This window comes from Streptomyces rimosus subsp. rimosus, from assembly GCF_000720725.1.
Classification (GTDB): Bacteria; Actinomycetota; Actinomycetes; order Streptomycetales; family Streptomycetaceae; genus Streptomyces; species Streptomyces rimosus_A.
Map to the genome: position 1 here is coordinate 112943 of NZ_JOCQ01000011.1, position 22348 is coordinate 135290.

The window sequence follows — 22348 nt, forward strand, 5'->3', positions numbered from 1 at the left end:
GAGCGAGAGAGGAGCCGTGCCCATGGCCGAGCGCCACCCCGACGGCCCGCAGGACAGTACCGCCGAGGGGCCGCCGCTCGACGTGCTGGCGCAGTTGACGGGCGGCCCCCGCATCGACGACCTGCTGTCCCGCGCGGCCCGCCGCGCCCCCGGACGGCTCGCGCTGAGCGGCCCCTCCGGCGACCTGACCTACGCGGCCCTGGAGGAGCGGGCGACGCGGTGCGCCGCCGCGCTGCGCCAACTGGCCGGTGAACCCGGCGCGGTGGTGGGCATCGCCGCCGTACTGGACACGTCGTTCGCCGTGGCGTACTTCGGCGCCTCCCGGGCCCAGCACGTCAGCGCGATGTTCAATCCGCTGCTGCGCGAGGAGCGCCTGACGCATGTGCTGCGCTCCGCGGGCGCGCAGACCGTGATCGTCCCGCCGGAGATGTACGCGCGTGTCCAGGCCGTACGGGGGGACCTGCCGGCGCTGCGGACCGTGGTGCTCACCCACCGCGAGGCCGGGTTCCAGGAGGCCACGGCGGACGTGCCCGCGCTGGACGAACTGATCGACGCCGCGCCCGCCACGGCGCCGTTCGCCGGCCGCGACCCCGAGGCCGTGGCCAACCTCCAGTTCACCAGCGGCACCACCGGTGCGCCGAAAACCGTCATGCTCACCCACCGCAACCTGACGGTGAACGCGGCCCAGACCGCGTACACCCACCGGCTCACCCCCGAGTCGGTGCTGCTCAACACCCTGCCGTCGTTCCACCTGATGCACCTGAACATCGCGGTGACCGTCGGCGCCACCCACCTGCTGCGGCCCGGGGACGACACCGTGCGCGCGCTGCGCGAGGGCGCCCGCCACGGCGCGACGCACCTCTACAGCCTGCCGGTACGGCTGGCCCGGCTGGCGGCGGACGGCCGGCTGCCCGAGCTGTCCGTGCCCACCCTGCGGGCCGTGCTCTCCGGTGGATCGGCCCTTCCCGCCCGGACCGCGGACATCCTGGGCGAGCACTTCGGGGTCCCGGTCGTGCAGGGGTACGGGCTGGCCGAGACCGCGCCGTCCACGCACTTCGACGACCTGGACCACCCGGTGGCCGGATCGTCGGGCAGGCCGGTGCCCGGCACCGCCTGCCGGATCGTGGACCTGCGGACCCGGGCGGTCCTCCCGGTGGGCGGCCGCGGCGAGATCCAGGTCAAGGGGCCCCAGCTGATGAAGGGCTACCTCGGCCGGCCGCGGGAGGAGTCGGTGGACCCGGACGGCTGGTTCTCCACCGGAGACATCGGCGAGACGGACGCGGCGGGGCGGCTGTTCGTCGTCGACCGGGTCAAGGACGTCTTCAAGTGCGACAACTGGCTGGTCTCGCCCCTGGAGATCGAGAACGTGCTGGCCCGCTGCCCCGGGGTGACGGACTGCGCGGTCTTCGACCACCCGGACGAGTTCAGCGGCGCCGTCGCGCACGCGCTGGTGGTCCTGGCGGACGGGGCCGCCGGCCGCGACGCCGTCACGCGCTTCGTCAACGATCAGCTGCCCTACTACCAGCACATCAAGTATCTGGACGTCGTACGGCATATCCCGCGCTCGCCCACCGGCAAGATCCAGCGCCGCGACCTGCGGGAACAGACCCTCGGCGGCGGTCGGCAGCACGCCCCGGACGGCACCCGCCGGAACGCCCCGAACAGCACCCACCACACGAAGGGCACCTCCACCATGTTCACCTTCATCAACCGGTTCACGGTCCGGGGCGACACCGCCGAGTTCGAGAAGCGGGTCGGTGAGATCACCGCCCACATGGCGCGGCAGCCCGGCTTCCACTCGCACCGGCTGCTCCGCTCCGCCAAGGACCCGCAGGTCTACGTCGAGATCGCCGAGTGGGACGACGCCGAGTCGCACGGCCGCGCGGTGCGCACCGAGACGTTCCAGCAGGCCGTACGCGAGGTCCAGAAGCTCGCGAGCGCCGACCCGGCCCCGTTCGTCCCGGTCACCGCGGCCGGCTGACGGCAGGCCGCCGCGCCGACCCACCGGCCCCACCCACCGATACAGAAAGGCTCCACCGTGACCAGCACCTCTCCCACGGCGCTTCCTCCCGCCGTCATGCGGCTGCGCGAACTCGCCCTGAGCGCCGCCTGCGCCGCCGCCGTCCGCGCCGCGGCGAGCCTGGGCGTCGCGGACGCCCTCGGGGACGAACCCGCGGACGCCGGCACGCTCGCGAAGGCGGTACGGGCCGACGCGGGCGCGCTGGAGCGCCTGCTGCGCGCCCTGGCCTCGTACGGCGTCTTCACCGAACTCCCGGACGGCCGCTTCGAGCACACCGACGCCTCCCGGCTGCTGCGCGAGGACGCCCCGCGCGGCCTGCGCTACTCGGCGCTGTGGGCGACCGAGCCCTGGACCTGGGCGCTGTGGCCGAAGCTGGCGGACGCGGTCCGCACCGGGAAGGAAGAGTTCACCGGGCTGTACGGCACCGAGTTCTTCGACTGGCTGCACACCGCCGAGGCCCGCGAGTCGGCCCAGGTGTTCGACAAGGCCATGACCCAGTCCAGCGTGCTGTCGGCGCGCGCCATCGCCGACGTGCTCGACCTGGACGGCGTCGGCGCCATGGTGGACATCGCCGGGGGACAGGGCATGGTGCTCGCCACCCTGCTGGAGAAGTACCCGGCGCTGCGCGGCACCCTCTTCGACCTGCCGAAGGTCGTCGCCGACGCCGACCCGCGGCTGCGCGAGGGCGGCACGCTCGCCGGACGGGCCCGGCTGGTGGCCGGTGACTGCCGGGAGTCGGTGCCGGAGGGCGCCGACCTGTACCTGCTGAAGAACATCCTGGAGTGGGACGACGAGAGCACGGTGCGGACCCTGCGCAACGTCGCCAAGTCGGCCCCCGCCGGGGCGCGCGTCGTGGTGGTGGAGAACCTGATCGACGGCAGCCCCGAGACCCGGTTCACCACGGCCATGGACCTGATGCTGCTGCTCAACGTCGGCGGCAAGAAGCACACCAAGGCGGGGCTGAGCGCGCTGGTGGAGCAGGCGGGACTCCAGCTGGAGGACGTCCGCCCGGTCAACTCCTACCTGCACATGTTCGTGAGCAAGGTCCCCGCGTAGTCCCTGTTTGTACGGCGAGACTCCCGGCCAATTGTTCAGGCCGGGGGTCTCGCCGTACGGATGTCACACGGTCGCGGGCTCGCCCTCCTGGAACAGGTCGGACCGGACCCGCAGGGCCTGGTCGCCGTAGGCGATGCGCCGCAGGACGGAGCGGTAGGCCGGGGTGCGCGAGACCAGCATCGCCGCCTTCGGGCGGACGACCGCGGACACGCGTCCGGTCGACAGCATCATCCGGCTCTGCATCACCTGGACACGGGTCGCCCGCTCGGTCTCCGGACGGCGCCGCGCCGCCACCGCATCCAGGAAGCGCTCGCTCAGGTCCCGGCGCCGCAGGCCCTCGCACAGCACCGGGTGCGCGGCGACCGCGTCCTGGACGGCGAGGTTGATGCCCTGGGCACCGATCGGGCTGTGGGTGTGCGCGCTGTCGCCGATGAGCAGCAGACCGTCGCGCGCCCACGTACGGGCGGAGCCGGCGAACACATCCAGCAAGGACACGTCCTTGAAGCTGTTCACCTGCCGGTCCACCTCGTCCGCGTACTCGGGCACGGCCGCCCGGATACGCTCCTTGACGTGCGCGAACCCCCGCTCGGCCAGGGCCTGGTAGCCCTTGTGCGGCAGCGTCCAGCCGAGCTGTACGCAGTCGGGGAAGGACGTGTAGGCCAGCACCGGGTTGCCGCCGGCCCGGAAGATGCGCACCGTGCGCGTGGCGGGCGCGGTCAGCTTGCACCACAGGACGTCCTGGTCGAACAGCTCGATGCGGTCGTACGGGATGCCGGCCAGCTTGCGTACCGTCGAATACCGCCCGTCCGCCCCGACGACGCAGTCGGCGCGCACCACGAGCCCGTCCGCCCCGCCGCCGCACACCACACCGCGCACCACGCCGCCCTCCTCCACCAGCCCGTTGACCTTGGTGCCGGTCAGGCAGGTGAAGCGCGGGTGGGCCCGGCAGCGCTCCAGCAGGTCGGTCAGCAGGTGCTGCTGCGGCAGGCTGAGCAGGCAGTTGTACGGGCCGGGGAGCCGCCGGTAATCCCCGTTGATCAGGGTTCTGCCGTGCTCCTCCAGCCGGAAACCGTCGTGCTCGTGACAGCCGCGCTGCCGGGCCCCCGCCAGGACGCCGAGCGCGTCGAGCAGGGCCTGCCCGCCGGGCTGAAGGATCTCGCCCCGGTAGGCGCGGTCCAGTGAGCGGCTGCGCTCGACCAGCGTCACCCGCGCCCCCGAGCGCAGCATCAGCAGCGCCAGGGTCAGCCCGGCCGGGCCGCCGCCGACGACGCACACATCCGCGTGCGCGTCGTCGGCCGGCGGCCGGGCGGGGCCGGTCACAGCTCCAGGCTGACGCCGTACTCGGCCAGCCAGGTGTTCATCCACAGCACCAGCTCCAGACTGCCCCGGTCGTACGGCCGGCTGACATCGCCGACCGGCCGCCGCAGCAGATCGCGCGCCCGCCCGAGGTCCAGCAGATCACGGACCGGCGCACCGCTGTCGGCGAGCAGCGCGGCCAGTTCGTCGCGCAGCAACTGCTCGTAGACCGGGTCCTGCGTGGCGGGGTAGGGCGTTTTGACCCGGGTGACCACGGACTCCGGCAGCAGGTCGCGCACCGCGGCCCGCAGCAGGCTCTTCTCCCGCCCGTCGAAGGACTTCATGGCCCACGGCACGTTGAAGACGTAGTCGACCAGCCGGTGGTCGCAGAACGGCACCCGTACCTCCAGACCGGTCGCCATGCTCATCCGGTCCTTGCGGTCCAGCAGGGTCTGCACGAAGCGGGTGAGGTTGAGGTAGGTCACCCGGCGCAGCTCCGCCTCCCGCGCGTCCTCGCCGGGCAGTACGGGGACCTCCTTGCGGGCCTCCTCGTACCGGTCGCGCTGGTAGCCCGGCAGGTCGAGCTTGTCCAGCAGCTCGCGGTCGAACAGGCCGCGGCCGCCGAAGTACCGGGCCGAACCGGCGGTCAGCCACGGGAACGTACCGGCGTTGACGGCCGCCTGCCGGTGGAACCACTGGTAGCCGCCGAAGAGTTCGTCCGCCGCCTCGCCCGACAGGGCCACCGTGCAGTGCTCCCTTACCTGCCGGAAGAACAGGTACAGCGACGGCCACATGTCGCCCCAGAAGGCGGGCGGCAGGTCGGTGGCCCCCAGAACGGCGGCGCGCACCGCGGGCGCCGCGAGATCCGCACTGTCCAGCACCACTTCCGTGTGGTCCGCCGCCACGTGCCGGACCATCTCCCGTACGTACGGCGCGTCCGTGTTGCCCCGTACGGCGTCCGGCTGGAACCGGGTGCCCGCGCCGGAGAAGTCCACCGAGAACGTACGGACCGGACCGTCGCCCGCCCGCGCCGCCAGCGCCGTCACCGCCGAGGAGTCCAGCCCGCCGGAGAGCAGGGTGCACAGCGGCACGTCGGAGACGAGCTGCCGGCGCACCGTGTCCGTCAGCAGGTCGCGCACCGTGGCGATGGTGGTCTCCAGGTCGTCGGTGTGCTCCCGCGCCTGGAGCGTCCAGTACCGCCTGCGGGTGACGCCGGTGCGCCCGACGGTGACCAGCTCGCCCGGCAGCACCTCGTGCATCCCCGAGAAGACGGTCCGGCCGGGCGTCTTGACCATGTCCAGCACTTCGCACAGGCCCTCGGCCGTCACCCGGCGCCGCAGCGACGGGTGCGCGAGCACGGCCTTCGGCTCGGAGCCGAACAGCACACCGGTGGCGGTGGGGTGGTAGTAGAGCGGCTTGACGCCCATCCGGTCGCGGACCAGCAGCAGTTCCTGCCGGGCCTCGTCCCATACGGCGAAGGCGTACATCCCGTTGAGCCGGTCCACCAGGCCCCGGCCCCACCGGGTATAGCCGTGCAGCACCACCTCCGTGTCGCAGTGGGTGCGGAAGCGGTGCCCGTGGGACTCCAGCTCGGCCCGCAGCTCACGGAAGTTGTAGATCTCCCCGCTGAACGTGATGACGTGGCTCGTACCGTCCGGCAGCGTGCTGTGCATCGGCTGCCGCCCGTGCGCCGGGTCGATGACCGCCAGCCTGCGGTGGCCGAGCGCCGCGTGGCCGCCGGTCCACAGCCCCGCGTCGTCCGGGCCCCGGCAGGCCATGGTGTCCGTCATGGCCCAGGCCGTCGCCCGCTCCTGCGCCAGATTGCGTTCGAAATCGATCCAGCCGGCGATTCCGCACATCGGCCGGTCCTCACTTGTCCCGCGCGGCGCCGCCCGCGGACGGGGACGCGCCGGCGAGCGCCGCGTTGGTCATCTCGATCAGGGCGCGCGGCGTGGTCGCCTGCTCCAGCGCGTCGTCCCCGAGTTGGACCCCGTAGTCGCGCTCGATGCGTCCCACGGTGTTCAGCAGCGCCAGCGAGTCGTAGCCGAGGGCGTCGAAGGCGACGTTCTCGACGTCTCCTCCCAGGTCGACCGATTCCTCCTCGCCCGCGCACTCGCGCAGCAGGGTGAGCAGGTCGGAAAGGGTGAGCAGGGTCATGACAGTCCTACCTTTCGGGAGGTGAAGAGAAGGAAGGGAAGCGGCCGCGGGGCCGGGCCGTGAAAGAGGGCGGGGAGCGGCGGCTCAGTCCCGGCCGCGCACCACCATCGCGGAGTTGAACCCGCCGTGACCGCGGGCCAGAACCAGTGCGTGCCGCAGCCGCGCCGGGCGGGGAGCACCGGTCACCAGGTCCAGCGTGTCCGGGACCTCGCCGCCGTCCACGTGCACCGTCGGGGGGACGACCTGGTCGCGCAGCGACAGCAGCGCCATCGCCAGGTCCAGGGAGGCGCCGCCGGCCAGCAGGCGCCCCGTCATCGTCTTCGGCGCCGTCACCGGCACCCCGCGCGGGCCGAACTCGGCCGCCAGCACCCGGGTTTCGACCGCGTCGAGCGCCGGAACGCCCATCGCGTCGGCGAAGACCACGTCCACGTCCGCCGGACCGATCCCGGCGTCGTCGAGCGCCAGCCGGAGCGCTCTGCGCAGCCCCGGCTCCCGGCCCGAGCCCGGACGGGGGTCGAAGGTGGCCGCGTAGCCGGCGATCCGCCCGTAGACCTGCGGGGCACCCCGCTCCTCGGCGGCCCGGGGCTCCTCCAGGACCAGCAGCGCCCCGCCCTCGCCCGGTACATATCCCGAAGCGTCGGGGGAGAAGGGCAAATACGCGCGGCGCGGGTCGGTCCGGGTGGTCAGCCCGCCGGAGCGGGTCATGCACAGCCAGCCCCACGGGCACAGCGAACCGTCCACGCCGCCGGTGAGCATCAGCGGCGTACCGTCCCGGATGTGCCGCCGCGCCTTGGCCACCGCGTCCAGCCCGCCGGCCTGCTCGGCCACCAGCGCGCCGCCGGGGCCCCGCATAGCGTGCCGGATCGAGATCTGACCGGAGTTGACCGGATAGAACCAGGCGAAGGACTGGTACGCGCTGACATGCGCGCCGCCCCTGCTCCACAGGGCCTCCAGCTCCCGCTGGCCGAAGTCGAAGCCGCCCGCCGACGCGGCGGTGACCACCCCGGCCGCGAAGTCGGGCATCGCCCGCGGGTCCGCGCCCGCGTCGTCCAGCGCCTCCTCGGCCGCGACCAGCGCGAGCCGGGTCATCAGGTCGGTCTGCGGCAGCAGCCGGTTCGGCAGCCGTGCCGGGTCGAAGTCCGCGATCTCCCCGGCCAGCGAGGAGGTGTAGCCGGACGGGTCGAACCGGGTGATCCGGCCGATCCCGCTGTCGCCGCGCAGCGTCGCGGCCCAGAACCGTTCGGTGCCCAGCCCGTTGGGCGCGACCACACCGAGCCCGGTGACCACCGGCCGGAGGTCGCCGCCGGGGCGGCGGGCGCCGGTACCGGGGGCGGGGGCGAGTTGACCGGTCACCGCTGCCTCCCCGGCTCGGTGAGCACGATCGCGCTCTGGAAGCCGCCGAACCCGCTGGCCACGGAGACCACGGTGGACACCGCCGCCTCCCTGGCGACCAGCGGCACATAGTCCAGGTCGCAGTCGGGATCCGGCTCCCGCAGGTTGGCGGTGGGCGGGATCACCCCGTGCTCGATGGTCAGCGCGCTGGCCGCGACCTCCAGCGCGCAGATGGCTCCCAGCGAGTGGCCGATCATCGATTTGATGGAGCTGACCGGGACGGAGTACGCGTGCGGGCCCAGGGCCCGCTTGAACGCCGCCGTCTCGTGGAGGTCGTTCTGCTTGGTCGCCGACCCGTGGGCGTTGACGTAGTCCACCTCCGACGGGTCGACGCGCGCGATGTCGAGCGCGCGGCTCACCGCCTCGGCCAGCTCCCGCCCGTCCGAGCGGAGTCCGGTCATGCTGTACGCGTTGCACCGCCCGGCGTACCCGGCGATCTCCGCGTACGCGCGGGCCCCCCGCCGCCTGGCGTGCGCGTACTCCTCCAGCACGAAGAACGCCGCCCCCTCGCCCAGCACGAAGCCGTTGCGGGTGCGGTCGAACGGCCGGGACGCGGTCGCGGGCTCGTCGTTGCGCGGCGTGGTGGCCTTGATCGCGTCGAAGCACGCCACCGTGATGGGGGAGATGGCGGCGTCGGACGCCCCGGCCACCATCACGTCGGCCGCGCCGTCGCGGACCAGGTCCGCCGCGTGGGTGAGCACGTCGATGCCCGAGGTGCAGCCCGCCGAGACCACCCCGGCCGGGCCCTCCGCCTCGGCCAGCCAGGCGATCTCGGCCGCCATCGACGAGGGCACGAAGTAGTCGTAGAGATACGGCACCCCGTGCGCGTCGTCCACCTGCCACAGCCGGCCCTCGTCGCTGACCACCGCGTACTCGCGGTCCAGGCTCATCGTCATGCCGCAGGCGGTGCCCGCCATGACGCCGGTGCGCAGCGGGTCCGCCTCGCCCGTCACCCCGCTGTCCGCCAGCGCCTCCTTCGCGGCCACGTACGCGAACTGCATGGTGCGGTCCCAGGCGCGGACCTGCCGCTGGCTCAGCCCCTCCGCCGCCGGGTCGAAGTCGCACTCGGCCGCCACCTGGGAGCGGAAGGGCGAGGCGTCGAAGGACGAGATCGGGCGGGTGGCGGTGCGGCCCGCGGTGAGCATCTCCCAGAACGGTTTGGTGCCCACGTCGCCCGGAGCCACCACCCCGATCCCCGTGATGACGACGCGTCGCGCGTCATGGATCTTGGACACTGAGTCTCCTCTGCCGTCGTCGCGCCACCGGGGGCGGCACGAGCGCGTCGAGGCACAGCGTGACCTTCGGGATTCAAGGCGGTTTGGAGGCGGATTCGACGCCCGGCAGACGGGAATGCGACGGCCGGGCCGCAGCGCGGCTGCGGCCCCTCAGGCGGGCTGCCGTCCGGTCCCGGCCGCGAACTCCGTCGCCGGACGGGCGTCCAGCTTCTCCCGCAGCCGGCGCAGCACCGCGATCGCGACGCGCAGGTCCTCGACCGGGACGTCCTCGGCCAGATACTCCAGCCACCGCCGCTCCAGGGGGCGGAGGTCGTCCAGCGCCTGCCGGCCGCGGGCGGTCAGTTCGACCAGCGGGCTGCGCTGGTCCTGCGGGTTGGGCCGGGTCGCCACGATGCCTTCGGCCTTCAGCCGCTCGACGGTCTGCTGGACCGCCTGCCGCCGCAGCCCCCGCTCGCGGGCCAGGCGGGCGACCGTCGAGGGGCCGCTCAGCAGCAGCCCGGCCACCTGCCAGCGCGCCGAGGTCAGCCCCGCGTGGGCGGTGAGGCTGTCGCCTTCGCGGAGCAGTCGGCCGTTGACCGCGAAGACCTCGGCGGTCACCTCGATCAGGGCGTCCAGGTCAGGGGCTGAGGAATCCATGGCCACAGCGTATGTCCTCGCCGGAGAACGACAAGACCTTGTCAAAAGCCGGGGCGGTGATTACGCTCGGCATCCGGCCCAGGTGCCGATGGTGATCAACGTGTGTGTAGGGGGCCGCAACCGCCGGCCTGGAGAGTGAGGAACCGTGTCATCCGCAAATCCGGGCCCGGCGGGCGCGGCGGACCAGACAGGCGGGGCGTTCACGCACCGGCAGATCCTGACGGCCATGTCGGGGCTGCTGCTGGCCGTGTTCCTCGCGGCGCTGGACCAGACGGTCATCGCCACCGCGATGCGCACCATCGCGGACGACCTCCAGGGCCAGACCGAGCAGGCCTGGGCGACGACGGGCTATCTCATCGCCTCCGTCCTGGCGATGCCGTTCTACGGCAAGCTGTCCGACATCTACGGGCGCAAGCCCATGTACCTGATCTCCATCGTGGTGTTCATCAGCGGCTCGGTGCTGTGCGGCACGGCCGGCTCGATGTGGGAGCTGGCCCTCTTCCGGGCCGTCCAGGGACTGGGCGGCGGCGGGCTGATGTCCCTGCCCACCGCGGTGGTCGCCGACCTGGCCCCGGTGCGCGAGCGCGGCCGCTACTTCGCCTTCCTCCAGATGGCGTGGGTGGTGGCCAGCGTCGCCGGTCCGCTGGCGGGCGGCTTCTTCGCGGAGGCCGGCGAGGTCTTCGGCGTCGACGGCTGGCGCTGGGTGTTCCTGCTCAACGTACCGCTGGGCCTGCTGGCCCTGGTCACCGTGCGCAAGGCCCTGAACCTGCCGCACGAGCGGCGCGAGCACCGCATGGACGTACTGGGCGCGGCGGCGCTGGCGCTGTTCCTGGTGCCGCTGCTGATCGTGGCCGAACAGGGCCGGACCTGGGGCTGGGGCTCGCCCGCCGCCCTCGTCCTCTTCGCGCTGGGCGCGGCCGGGCTGGCGGTCTTCATCCCCGTCGAGCTGCGGCGGGGCGACGAGGCGATCCTGCCGCTGGGACTCTTCCGGCGCGGCAGCATCGCGCTGTGCTCGGCGGTCAACTTCACGATCGGCGTCGGCATCTTCGGTACGGTCACCACCCTGCCGCTGTTCCTCCAGATGGTGCAGGGACGGACCCCGACCCAGGCCGGGCTGGTGGTCATCCCGTTCATGCTGGGCACCATCGCCTCCCAGGTGGTCTCCGGCAAGCTCATCGCGTCCTCGGGCCGGTTCAAGAAGCTGGCCGTCGTGGGCCTGGGCTCGATGGCCGGAGCGCTGCTGACCATGGCCACCACCGGTGCGGCGACGCCGATGTGGGTCATCGTCCTGATCGTGCTGTGGCTCGGCGCCGGCATCGGCCTGTCACAGACCGTCATCACCCTCGCCATGCAGGCTTCGGCCCCCAAGAGCCAGCTCGGCGTGGCGAACGGCGCCTCCGGCCTGTGCCGGCAGATCGGCGGCTCCACCGGCATCGCGGTCCTGTTCTCCGTGATGTTCGCGGTGGCGCTCGGCCACCTCGCCGACCTGCTGCACAGCTCCCGCTTCGAGCGCCTCCTGACGGACCCGGCCATCACCGGCGACCCTGCCAACCACCGCTTCCTGGAGATGGCCGAGTCGGGCCAGGGGGCGGGGATCAACCTCGACGACACGTCCCTGCTGAACGGCATCGACGCCCGGCTGATGCAGCCGGTGACGGAGTCCTTCGCCCACGGCTTCCACGTCATGTTCCTCGCCGGCGGCGCGGTGCTGCTCGTCGGATTCGTCATGACCTGGTTCCTGCGCGAACTCCAGGAGGAGACGGCGCCGGAGGAGGAGCGGCCGGCCGAGAGCGGCGCCGGGGCGAAGAACGGGCCGCTGCCGGCGTCGGACGCCTGACCTGACGAAGACGGGCCCACGCACCCGTCCGACGCGCTCCGGCGCGGGGAACGTCCGATTCCCCGCGCCGGAACGGCCGGTTCCCGGCACCCGGCCGCCCGGGACGGGCCGGTCTGCCACCAAGGTTGCAGTTTTCCCTTCCGGTTTCCGCTGCCGGGCTTCACTTCCGTTGCCTTCGCTTGGGCCCCCGTTCCGCCGCCATTAGCGTCTGGATCCGTTCGGCCGACGGTGTGACCACAGATTCAGCGGAGGCGGAAGAAACCATGGACTTCAAGGCACTCGGCCCCATCCGGGCCGTCAACGACCGACTGGCCTACACCCCGAGCGCTCCGAAAGTGAAGCAGGTGCTCGCCCTGCTCGTGATGCGGGCCAACCAGATCGTCAGCCTGGAGTCCATCCTCGACGAACTGTGGGGCGACGCCCTGCCACGCACCGCCGTCACCACCGCGCAGACCTACATCTACCAACTGCGCAAGGACTTCATCGAGGAACTGGGCGTGGACCCGCAGGAGCGCGCCATCGTCACCGCGCCGCCCGGCTACCTGCTGCACACCCCCGAGGAGTCGCTCGACACCCACCACTTCGCGCGTCTGGCCGACCGGGCCCAGGCGTGCCACGCCGCCCACGACGCCGAGGGCGCGGTCCGGTGGGCCGAGGAGGCGCTGGCCCTGTGGCGCGGCACCCCCCTCGCCGACGTACCCTGCGGCCGGGCGCTGCGGGACTACGTCAGCAACCTCGACGAACGGCGCGTCTCCGTCCGCAAGCTCCGCATCCAGGCCGCGATGGCCCTCGGCCGGTACGGCGAGCTGATCACCGACCTGCGCTCCCTGGTGATGGAGTACCCGTACGACGAGTGGTTCCACGCCCAGCTCATGCTCGCCCTCGGCAAGGCCGGCCGCCGGGGCGAAGCCCTCCACGTCTACCACAGGGTCCGCCGCCTCCTGCGCGACGAACTCGGCCTCGATCCTTCGCACGACCTGCAACGGGCGCAGGAGGAGGTGCTGAAGTCGGCGTCTTGAGGGCCGCGGCCGGTGTCCTCACTGGCCGATCTGCGAGATGCCGTTCGCGAGGCTGCCCACGACCTCCAGCACCCAGCGGCCGAACCCGGTCTGAGCGACCAGCACGCCCAGGGTCAGGGCGAGCGCCACGGTCACGCTCTGGTCGACCCGGCTTCTGGCCTGTACACGTCGGCGTATGAGCAGGAAGACGATGACAGCGAGAAATACCGCCACGTTGATCGTCAGCACCGGCCACTCCTCCCGTCGGACGAGTACGTCCGCGCCTTCCTGTGTAGCCCGAACGAAAAGGCCGGGTGGAGAGGTTGGTCAGGGTTGGCGGCAATGCACCTGTCTGGCCGAATCGTTCGGGCTGCGACAGGAGGACGTGCTGCCGTCCGCGCCCGGAACCGTGCCGACGCCACCCGCACCCGGCCCCACCGGCCGGGTGCGGGAGACACCCCGGTACATACGGGGCTCAGACGTCCACCGGCAGCCCGGGCAGCAGCTTCTCCAGGGTGATGGGGAAGTCGCGGACGCGGACGCCGGTGGCGTTGTACACCGCGTTCGCGATGGCGGCGCCGGCTCCGCAGATGCCCAGTTCGCCGATGCCCTTGGCACCCAGGGGGTTCGCCCTGGCGTCGTGGCCGTCGAGGATGACGGCTTCCACGTCGGGGACGTCGGCGTGGACCGGGATCAGGTAGTTCGCCAGGTCCCGGGTGACGAAGGCGCCGGATCGCGGGTCGACGACGGCCTCTTCCTCCAGGGCGGCGCCGAGGCCCCAGATCATGCCGCCGATCAGCTGCGAGCGGGCCGTCTTCGGGTTGAGCACGCGGCCCACGGAGAACACGCCGAGCATCCGGCGCAGCCGGACCTCGGCGGTGTCCGCGTCGACACCCACTTCGGCGAAGTGGGCACCGTAGGTGTGGATCGAGTAGGCCGCGTAGTTCGGGTCGTCACCCATGAAGGCGGTCTCGCCCACCGCCTCCAGCCCTTCGGGGTGGTGGCGCCGCACGATCTCGTCCAGGGCCTCGGACGCGTCGCCGACGCGTACGCGGCCGTCGGCGAACACGGCGTCCGCCGGGGCCGAACCGTACAGGGGAGAGCGCGGGTCGGAGCGTGCCGCGTCCAGCAGTTGCCCGCGCAGAGCCGCGCAGGCGCGGTCTGCCGCGGTGGCCGAGTTGGCGGCGCCCCACGAGCCACCGGACCCCCAGCTGCGGGGGTAACCGGAGCGCCCCAGCTCGGTCCGCACCCGGTCGGGCGGCAGCCCCAGCCCGTCGGCCGCGACCTGGGTGAGGATCGTGTAGGTGCCGGTGCCGAGATCGGTCATGTCCGTGCGGACGACGGCGGTACCGTCCGGCTCCAGCCGTACCCGTACCGCCGTCGGCCCCTGGAAGTGCCCGCGGATGGCCGCCGACATGCCGTAGCCGACCAGCCACCGCCCCTCGCGCACACTCGCCGGAGTCGCGGGACGGTGCTTCCAGCCGAACCGGCGCGCGCCTTCGCGCAGGCAGTCGACCAGGTGCCGGTCGCTGTACGGCACGCCTCGCTCGGGATCGACGTCGGGCTCGTTACGGATGCGCAGCTCGACCGGGTCCATGCCGAGCGCGTCGGCCAGTTCGTCCATCGCCGACTCCACGGCCAGCAGGCCGGGTGCCTCACCCGGCGCCCGGACGTCCGCCCCGCGCGGCAGGTCGAGCGGCGTCAGCCGGTGGCTCGTCGCCCGGTGGGGCGCGGCGTACAGGCTGCGGCTGGTCGCGGCGGTCTGCTCGGCGTACTCCACGTCGGGGCTGGTGTGCATGGTGACGTCGTGGGCGATCGCGGCCAGCCGCCCGTCGCGCCCCGCGCCCAGCCGGACCCGCTGGCTCGACGTGGGGCGCAGGCCGACGAGCTGGAAGAGCTGCTGCCGGGTCAGCGCGACCTTGACCGGCCGGCGCAGTTCGCGGGCGGCCAGCGCCGCCAGGATCGTTTCGGCATGGACGCCCAGCTTGGAGCCGAAGCCACCGCCCACGTAGGGCGAGACGATGTGCACCCGCTCCGGGGCGATACCGAGCGTGGCGGCGACCGAGGCCCACGCCGCGTCGACGATCTGGCAGCTGACGTGCACGACCAGGTCCTCGCCCCGCGGCTCGGCCAGGCACGCGTGCGGCTCCATCGGCATCGAGAACGCGTACGGCGTGGTGTAGCGCCGGTCGATCCGGACCGGCGCGCCGGCGAACCCGGCGGCGAAGTCCCCCACCGCGGTGTCGGCGGGGAGACCCGCGTTGACCACTTCCGGGACGTATGCCTCGGCTTCGTGCGCGGCGAAGTCGAAGCGCCCGCGCCCCTCGGCGTACTCCACGCGCACCAGCCCGGCCGCCCCGCGGGCCTGCTCGAAGGTCGTGGCCACGACGAACGCCACCGGCTCGCCGTGGTGGCGGACGTCCGGGCCGGTCAGCACCGGCTGGGCCCGCCAGTATTCGAACTGCACGGACTCGTCGCGGGGGCCCTGCGCCGGGGCGTTGCGGTGGGTCAGCACCATCCGCACGCCGGGGGCGCGTTCGGCCCCGGCGGTCTCGATGCGGGTGATGCGGCCCTTGCCGATCGTCGCGCCGACGACGACCCCGTAGAGCGGCCGGCCGGCCTCCCACTGCTCGTAGGCGTAGGTGGCCCGGCCGGTGACCTTCAGCGGGCCGTCGACGCGGTTCAGCGCTCGCCCGGTGATCATCTCGCCTCCTCAGCCCGACCGGACCGGCTGCGCCGCCTGTGCCAGCGTCCGGCACAGCGTGCGCCTGGCCAGCTCGATCTTGAAGTCGTTGTGCCCCTGCCCCACGGCGTCGCGCATCGCCGCCTCGGCGGCGGCCCGGTAGGTGGCCGTCGTGGCCGGCCGGCCACGCAGCGCGGCCTCCGCCTCGACGGCCCGCCACGGCACGGTCGCCACCCCGCCGAGTGCCACCCGCGCCGAGTCGATCGTGCCCTGCCCGGCCGAGACGACGGCGGCCACGGAGACCAGCGCGAATTCGTAGGACGCCCGGTCGCGCACCTTGCGGTAGAGCTGCCGGCCCGGCGGCGGGGGCGGCAGCAGCACACTCGTGATCATCTCCGCGGGCCGCAGCACGGTCTCGATGTGCGGGGTGTCGCCCGGCAGCCGGTAGAAGTCCGCGATGCCGACACGGCGTACGGACGCGCCGGGACCGAGCAGCTCGATCTCCGCCTCCAGCGCGGTCAGCGCGACGGCCATGTCCGACGGATGGGTGGCGATGCAGGAGCTGCCGGCGCCGAGGACCGCGTGGGTACGGTTGTAGCCTCCGATCGCCGCGCACCCGGCCCCGGGCTCCCGCTTGTTGCAGGCCGCCGCCGTGTCGTAGAAGTACGGGCACCGCGTGCGCTGCACCAGGTTCCCGCCGGTGGACGCCTTGTTGCGCAGCTGGCCCGAGGCGCCGGAGACCAGCGCCTGCGTCAGCACCGGGTAGCGGGTGCGGACGCGGATGTCGGCGGCCACGTCGGAGTTGGGGGCCTGGGCGCCGATCCGCAGGCCGCCGCCCGGCAGCTCCTCGATGTCCCGCAGCGGAAGCCGGCTGATGTCGACCAGGTGGGTGGGGCGCTCGATGCCGAGCTTCATCAGGTCGAGCAGATTGGTGCCGCCGCTGATGAACTTCGCGCCGTCCCTGGCCGCCGCGGCGACGGCGGCCTGTGCCGCCACCGCCCGTTCGTACGTGAAGGACCTCAACCCGGGCCTCCCGCCGCCGCGCCGCGGATGGCCGCGACGATGTTCGGATAGGCGGCGCACCGGCAGAGGTTGCCGCTCATCCGCTCGCGGATCTCCTCGTCGGTCAGTGCGATCCGCGGGTCGGCCACATCGGCCGTGGCGTGGCTGGGCCAGCCCGCCGCCACCTCGCCGAGCATGCCGACGGCCGAGACGATCTGGCCGGGCGTGCAGTAGCCGCACTGGAAGCCGTCGCACTCGACGAAGGCGGCCTGCAGGGGATGCAGGTCACCGGGGTCGCCCAGCCCCTCGATCGTCACCACGTCGTCGCCCTCGTGCATCACGGCGAGCGTCAGACAGGAGTTGACGCGCCGGCCGTTGACCAGCACCGTGCAGGCGCCGCACTGTCCGTGATCACATCCCTTCTTGGTCCCGCCCAGGCGCAGCTGCTCGCGCAGCGCGTCGAGCAGCGAGGTCCGCGGGTCCACCGCGAGCCGCCGCTCCTGATGGTTGACGTGCAACGTGACCGTGGTGAGCCGGTCCCCCTCGTCCCGGCTCCGCCCCACGGCCCTGGTGACCGAATCGCTCATCGCAGCCCTCGCGGGTGTCGTCCGGATGATGTGCGCCGCTGTGCCGGGCGCGGCAATCGTCCCCAGATTCCCGCAAGGACCCGGATACCGGGAGGGTTGCGGCGGAGACCGTTTCGCGATCCGCGGGCCGCCGCCGCTGTCACGGCCCGCCACCCGGGGGCGCCGCTGTCACGGGCCGCCGGTCTCCACCGGGTACGGCACGTACGTACGCCGGTCCGGCTCGATGGCCAGGCGTCCGCCGGCCGGGGGCCGCGCCCGCTGGGCGCAGTCGCGCCGCTCGCAGATCCGGCAGCCCAGGCCGATCGGTGTCGCGGCCCGCGGGTCGTCCAGGGCGACGCCCCCGGCGTGGACGAGCCGGTGCGCGTGGCGCAGTTCGCAGCCGAGCGCGACGGCGAACTCGGCGCGCGGGGCGTGGTGTCCGAACCCGCCGCGGGTGATGGTCCGCGCGAGCCAGAAGTACCGCTTGCCGTCCGGCATTTCGGCGACCTGGGTCAGGATCCGGCCGGGCGCGGAGAACGCCTCGTACACCGTCCACAGCGGGCAGGTGCCGCCGAGGCGGGAGAAGTGGAAGTCGGTGGCGGACTGGCGCTTGGAGATGTTGCCGGCCCGGTCGACCCGCAGGAAGGAGAACGGCACGCCGCGGCGGCCGGTGCGCTGCAGGGTGCTCAGGCGGTGGCACACCGTCTCGAAGCCGACGCCGAAGCGGGCGGACAGCATCTCGATGTCGTAGCGGACCTCTTCGGCGGCCCGGTGGAAGGAGGCGTACGGCATGAGCAGGGCGCCCGCGAAGTAGTTCGCCAGGCCGATACGGGCCAGGGCCCGCGACTCCGGCGAGGTCAAACCCGTTGCGCCGTACGCCAGTTGGCCGAGCAGTGGACCGTGTTCCAGCAGGGCGAGCTGGGTGGCGAGCTGGAAGGCGCGCTGGCCGTCGCTGAGCCAGGGGGAGAGGAACAGCAGCCTGGCGCCGGGGTCGAAGCGCCGGGCGTCGGCGGAGCGGCCCGGGGACGCCTCGACCACCCGGACGCCGTGCCGGTCGGCGAGCCGTGCGGCGAGCGCGTCGGCGGTCCGGCCCGGCCGCAGGCCAAGGGCCTCCGCCGTCCACTCGGCCTCGGTGTCCAGGGGCTCGAAGTGGTTGTGGTGGGCGTAGAAGAAGTCGCGTACCTCGTCGTGCGGCTCGGCAGGGGGCAGCAGCGTGCTGCCCGAGCCCGGCGAGGCGAGGGCGGCGGCCTGCTCGGCGGCGTCCCGGTAGCGGCGGTGCAGCGCGATCAGTGCGCGGGCGACCTCCGGGTGGTCGCGGGCGGTCTCGGTGATCTCCTCGGGGGCGGGCAGCGGCACCCCGCACGCCTCGTCGGACAGGGCGGCCCGCAGGTCGGTGGCGAGCCGGTCCTCGTCCGCCTCGGAGAAGAACTCCGTGTCGACGCCGAAGACCTCCGCGATGCGCAGCAGTACGGGAGCGGTCAGCGGGCGCTGGCTCTGTTCGAGCTGGTTGGCGTAGCTCGTGGAGATGCCGAGGGCACGGGCCATGTCGACCTGGTTCATGCCGTGTTCGCGGCGCAGCCGACGCAGCCTGGCGTGGGCGTAGACCTTGCGGGCGGCCGGTCGTCGGGCCATGGCGCACCTCCCGTCGCGGGCCGCCGGCAGCGGTGCCGGAGCGGCGGTTCTTGCGAACATAGCATCCGCAGAATTCGCAGCTTTCGCAGATTCACCCGCCCGTGCTGTACGGATTTTGCAGATTGGCGCGGTGGTCCGGCAGGCCCGGGAGGGGGCAGCCTCGGATACGTCAGCACCGCCCGACGGCTCACGAGGAGTCCCGTGATCGAGCACCACGTCCGAGTCCACCCCAGCGCCGACCGGCTCCAGCGCGAGGACCAGCTCGCCTGGAAGCTGGCGTCCGTGGCCGCCGAGACCGGGGAGCCGGACGCCGACAGCGTCACCATGGCCGTCAACCGGGTGATCGACAACGCCTCGGTCGCCGTCGCCGCCCTGCTGCGCCGCCCGGTCGCGGTGGCCCGCGCGCAGGCCGCCGCGCACCGCGGCGCCGCCCCGGGGGCCTCGGTCTTCGGAACCCGCGCCCGCACCTCCCCGGAGTGGGCCGCCTGGGCCAACGGCACCGCCGTACGGGAACTGGACTTCCACGACACCTACCTCGCCGCCGACTACTCCCACCCCGGCGACAACATCCCGCCCCTGCTCGCCGTCGCCCAGCACACCGGCCGCACCGGCGCCGACCTGCTGCGCGGCATCGTCGCGGCGTACGAGATCCACGTGGCCCTGGTCAAGGGCATCTGCCTGCACGAGCACCGCATCGACCACGTCGCCCACCTCGGCGCCGCCACCGCCTGCGGTCTGGGCGCCCTGCTGCGCCTGCCGACGGAGACGGTGTACCAGGCCGTCCAGCAGGCGGTGCACACCACCACCGCGACCCGCCAGTCCCGCAAGGGCGAGATCTCCAGCTGGAAGGCGTTCGCCCCCGCCTTCGCCGGCAAGGCGGCGATCGAGGCCGTCGACCGGGCGATGCGCGGCGAGACCTCCCCGTCGCCCGTCTACGAGGGCGAGGACGGCTTCCTGGCCTGGATGCTCGACGGCCCGGACGCCGACTACACCGTCCGGCTCCCGGAGCCGGGTGCGCCCCGGCGCGCCATTCTCGACACGTACACCAAGGAGCACTCCGCCGAATACCAGGCCCAGGCGGTCATCGACCTGGCGCGGCGGCTGCGCGAGCGGATCCCCTCGCCGGGGAAGGTCCGCTCGGTGGTCCTGCACACCAGCCACCACACCCACCGCGTCATCGGCTCCGGCGCCAACGACCCGCAGAAGTACGATCCCACGGCCAGCCGCGAAACCCTCGACCACTCGGTGCCGTACATCTTCGCCGTCGCCCTCCAGGACGGCACCTGGCACCACGAGCGCTCCTACGCGCCCGAGCGCGCCCGCCGCCCGGAGACCGTCGAACTGTGGCAGAAGATCACCACGGTCGAGGACCCGGAGTGGACCCGCCGCTACCACGACCCCGACCCGGACCGCCGCGCCTTCGGGGGCCGTGCGGTGATCACCCTGGCGGACGGTTCGGTGATCGAGGACCAGCTCGCGGTCGCCGACGCGCACCCGGCCGGAGCCCGCCCGTTCGACCGCCCCGCCTACGCGGGCAAGTTCCGCACCCTCGCCGGGAACATCGTCACCCCGGCCGACCAGGACCGCTTCCTGTCCGCGGCCGAGCACCTGGCCGAGCTGACCGCCCCCGGCCTGGACGGCCTGTTCCCGGTTGTCGACACCGAGGCCGTCGCCGCGTACGACGCGAAGCTCCCGAAGGGCCTGTTCTGATGCTGCACACCCGCACCACCCCCGCCGAACGCCGCCGCACTTTGCGCGAACGGCTGGCCACCGGCCGCCTGCTGACCGTGCCCGGCGCCCTCAACCCGCTCTCCGCCCGCCTCATCCAGGACACCGGTTTCGAGGCCGCCTACCTCTCCGGCGCCGTCCTCGCCGCCGACCTGGGCCTGCCCGACATCGGCCTGACCACCTCCACCGAGATCGCCGCCCGCGCCCAGCAGACGACCCGGGTCACCGACCTGCCCGTCCTCATCGACGCCGACACCGGCTTCGGCGAACCGATGAACGCCGCCCGCACCGTCCAGCTGATGGAGGAGGCGGGACTCGCGGGCCTGCACCTGGAGGACCAGGTCAACCCCAAACGCTGCGGCCACCTCGACGGCAAGGCGGTCGTCCCCCGCGAGGAGATGACCCGCCGCATCCGGGCGGCGGTGGACGCCCGCCGCGACCCGGACTTCCTGCTCATGGCCCGTACCGACGCCCGCGCGGTGGAGGGGCTGGACGCGGCGATCGACCGGGCGAAGGCGTACGTCGACGCCGGCGCCGATGCGATCTTCCCCGAGGCCCTTGCTAGTTCTGCCGAGTTCGAGGCGTTCCGCAAGGCGGTCGACGTACCGCTGCTCGCGAACCTCACCGAGTTCGGCAAGACGCCCCTGCTGGACACCCGCACCCTGGAAAACCTCGGCTACAACATCGCCCTCTACCCGGTCACCCTGCTGCGCCTGGCGATGGGCGCCGTCGAGGACGGCCTGCGCACGCTCGCCGCCGAGGGCACCCAGGAGTCCCTGCTGCCGCGCATGCAGACCCGCTCCCGTCTGTACGAACTCCTCGGCTACGAGGATTACGCGGCCTTCGACTCGGCCGTCCACGACTTCACCCTCCCGCCCGGCACCTGATCCCCGGGCACCGCCCCCCGGCACCTGATCCCCGGCACCTGACCCACCGAAGGCAGGCCCCCATGCCCAGCACCGCGCCCGCGATCCACCGCGGCCTCGCCGGTGTCGTCGTCGACACCACCGAGATCTCCACCGTCATCCAGGAGACCAACTCCCTGACCTACCGCGGCTACCCGGTCCAGGACCTGGCAGCCCACCGCTCCTTCGAGGAGGTCGCCCACCTCCTGTGGTACGGAGAACTCCCCGACGCCGCCCAGCTGCGCGACTTCCGGGCCCGCGAACGCGCCCTGCGCCCCCTGGACCGCACCACCTCCGAACTGCTGGCCCGGCTGCCCGAGACCTGCCACCCGATGGACGTGCTGCGTACGGCCGTCAGCTTCTTCGGCGCCGAGGACCCCACCGAGGACGACGGCAGCCCCGCCGCCCACCGCGCCAAGTCCCTGACCCTGCTGGCGAAACTGCCCACCGTGGTCGCCGCCGACCAGCGCCGCCGCCGGGGGCTCACCCCCGTCCCGCCCGACCCGGAACTCGGCTACGCCGAGAACTTCTTCCACATGTGCTTCGGCAGCGTGCCCGCTCCCGAGGTGGTCCGCTGCTTCGAGGTCTCCCTCGTGCTCTACGCGGAACACAGCTTCAACGCCTCGACGTTCACCGCCCGCGTCGTCACCTCCACCCTCTCCGACCTCTACAGCGCGGTCACCGCAGCGATCGGCGCCCTCAAGGGCCCGCTGCACGGTGGCGCCAACGAGGCCGTCATGCACATGCTGGAGGAGATCGGCGATCCGCGGCGCGCCGGGCCGTGGCTGGACGAGGCGCTGGCCGCCAAGCGCAAGATCATGGGCTTCGGCCACCGCGTGTACCGGCACGGCGACTCCCGCGTACCGATCATGCAGGACGCGCTGGACCGCCTGGTGGCTCGGGCCGCGAGCCCGGAGACGACCCGCCTGGCCACCCTGCACGCCGCCCTGCGGCACACCATGATCAAGCGCAAGGGCATCCACCCCAACCTGGACTACCCGGCCGGCCTCGCCTACCACCTCATGGGCTTCGACACCCCGGCCTTCACGCCGATCTTCGTGATGAGCCGCGTCACCGGCTGGACGGCCCACATCACCGAACAACTCGCCCACAACGCGCTGATCCGGCCCCTCGCCTCCTACGCGGGGCCGGACCAGCGGGCGGTGCCGGCGACGGCTGGATAGCGTGTGTGCTTCCCGGCCGCC

At 73.0% G+C, this 22348-nt stretch carries 18 protein-coding genes; 7 read left to right on the forward strand and 11 right to left on the reverse strand.

Features of this window, described 5'->3' with window-relative positions; genetic code table 11:
- Positions 1-22 precede the first annotated feature (22 nt).
- Together IH45_RS0108700 and IH45_RS0108705 are read left to right on the forward strand one after the other, a co-directional pair.
- Positions 23-1981 carry an AMP-binding protein gene (locus tag IH45_RS0108700; protein ID WP_030663926.1) on the forward strand — a complete coding sequence of 653 codons (1959 nt, stop codon included), beginning with the start codon at positions 23-25 and terminating at the stop codon, positions 1979-1981.
- Positions 1982-2038: 57 nt separating this feature from the next.
- Positions 2039-3076 (forward strand): methyltransferase, encoded by a 1038-nt coding sequence (locus IH45_RS0108705; RefSeq protein ID WP_030663930.1) that lies wholly within the window; start codon positions 2039-2041, stop codon positions 3074-3076.
- Positions 3077-3139: 63 nt separating this feature from the next.
- Here IH45_RS0108705 and IH45_RS0108710 read toward each other — a convergent pair whose 3' ends face one another.
- From IH45_RS0108710 to IH45_RS0108735, 6 genes are all read right to left on the reverse strand, one after another.
- Entirely contained in the window at positions 3140-4396 is a 1257-nt protein-coding gene (locus IH45_RS0108710; protein WP_050514657.1) for an FAD-dependent monooxygenase, read from the reverse strand.
- Positions 4393-6231 (reverse strand): asparagine synthase (glutamine-hydrolyzing), encoded by a 1839-nt coding sequence (gene asnB, locus IH45_RS0108715; protein ID WP_030663936.1) that lies wholly within the window; start codon positions 6229-6231, stop codon positions 4393-4395. Before asnB ends, IH45_RS0108710 begins: the two co-directional genes overlap by 4 nt.
- 10 nt (positions 6232-6241) lie before the next feature.
- Complete coding sequence (locus IH45_RS0108720; RefSeq protein ID WP_030663939.1) at positions 6242-6529, reverse strand: acyl carrier protein; 288 nt, start codon at positions 6527-6529, stop codon at positions 6242-6244.
- 84 nt (positions 6530-6613) lie between these two features.
- On the reverse strand, positions 6614-7882 hold the full coding sequence (gene oxyB / locus IH45_RS0108725; RefSeq protein ID WP_030663942.1) for a tetracycline polyketide synthase chain-length factor subunit OxyB: 1269 nt from the start codon (positions 7880-7882) through the stop codon (positions 6614-6616).
- Positions 7879-9147, reverse strand: a complete 1269-nt coding sequence (gene oxyA / locus IH45_RS0108730) for a tetracycline polyketide synthase beta-ketoacyl synthase subunit OxyA (protein ID WP_032917032.1) — start codon at positions 9145-9147, stop codon at positions 7879-7881. The genes oxyB and oxyA overlap by 4 nt, the downstream gene beginning before the upstream one ends.
- Before the next feature lie 159 nt (positions 9148-9306).
- Positions 9307-9792, reverse strand: coding sequence for a MarR family winged helix-turn-helix transcriptional regulator (locus IH45_RS0108735; protein WP_050514667.1), 486 nt, complete (start codon positions 9790-9792; stop codon positions 9307-9309).
- Positions 9793-9937: 145 nt separating this feature from the next.
- On the opposite strand from IH45_RS0108735, the gene otr(B) reads away from it, so the two are divergent.
- A complete protein-coding gene (gene otr(B) / locus IH45_RS0108740) occupies positions 9938-11629 on the forward strand; it encodes an oxytetracycline resistance efflux MFS transporter OtrB (protein WP_030663949.1) in 1692 nt (563 codons plus the stop codon).
- Positions 11630-11892: 263 nt separating this feature from the next.
- Positions 11893-12648, forward strand: a complete 756-nt coding sequence (locus IH45_RS0108745) for an AfsR/SARP family transcriptional regulator (protein WP_063762958.1) — start codon at positions 11893-11895, stop codon at positions 12646-12648.
- Positions 12649-12666: 18 nt separating this feature from the next.
- Here the strand turns inward: IH45_RS0108745 and IH45_RS0108750 are convergent, their stop codons facing one another.
- From IH45_RS0108750 to IH45_RS0108770, 5 genes are all read right to left on the reverse strand, one after another.
- Positions 12667-12876, reverse strand: coding sequence for a hypothetical protein (locus IH45_RS0108750; RefSeq protein ID WP_030663954.1), 210 nt, complete (start codon positions 12874-12876; stop codon positions 12667-12669).
- A gap of 226 nt (positions 12877-13102) precedes the next feature.
- On the reverse strand, positions 13103-15331 hold the full coding sequence (locus tag IH45_RS0108755) for a xanthine dehydrogenase family protein molybdopterin-binding subunit (RefSeq protein WP_234440465.1): 2229 nt from the start codon (positions 15329-15331) through the stop codon (positions 13103-13105).
- Between the two features lie 9 nt (positions 15332-15340).
- Complete coding sequence (locus tag IH45_RS0108760) at positions 15341-16333, reverse strand: FAD binding domain-containing protein (protein ID WP_030663960.1); 993 nt, start codon at positions 16331-16333, stop codon at positions 15341-15343.
- Complete coding sequence (locus IH45_RS0108765) at positions 16330-16899, reverse strand: 2Fe-2S iron-sulfur cluster-binding protein (RefSeq protein ID WP_078897364.1); 570 nt, start codon at positions 16897-16899, stop codon at positions 16330-16332. Before IH45_RS0108765 ends, IH45_RS0108760 begins: the two co-directional genes overlap by 4 nt.
- A 168-nt stretch (positions 16900-17067) precedes the next feature.
- Complete coding sequence (locus IH45_RS0108770; RefSeq protein ID WP_030663966.1) at positions 17068-18510, reverse strand: short-chain fatty acyl-CoA regulator family protein; 1443 nt, start codon at positions 18508-18510, stop codon at positions 17068-17070.
- 201 nt (positions 18511-18711) lie between these two features.
- Between IH45_RS0108770 and IH45_RS0108775 the strand changes: the two genes are divergently transcribed.
- The 3 genes from IH45_RS0108775 to IH45_RS0108785 all read left to right on the forward strand — a co-directional run bounded on the left by IH45_RS0108775 (position 18712) and on the right by IH45_RS0108785 (position 22327).
- Complete coding sequence (locus tag IH45_RS0108775; RefSeq protein ID WP_030663969.1) at positions 18712-20220, forward strand: MmgE/PrpD family protein; 1509 nt, start codon at positions 18712-18714, stop codon at positions 20218-20220.
- Positions 20220-21125 (forward strand): methylisocitrate lyase, encoded by a 906-nt coding sequence (gene prpB, locus IH45_RS0108780; protein ID WP_030663972.1) that lies wholly within the window; start codon positions 20220-20222, stop codon positions 21123-21125. The genes IH45_RS0108775 and prpB overlap by 1 nt, the downstream gene beginning before the upstream one ends.
- Before the next feature lie 62 nt (positions 21126-21187).
- On the forward strand, positions 21188-22327 hold the full coding sequence (locus IH45_RS0108785) for a bifunctional 2-methylcitrate synthase/citrate synthase (RefSeq protein ID WP_030663975.1): 1140 nt from the start codon (positions 21188-21190) through the stop codon (positions 22325-22327).
- Positions 22328-22348 lie beyond the last annotated feature (21 nt).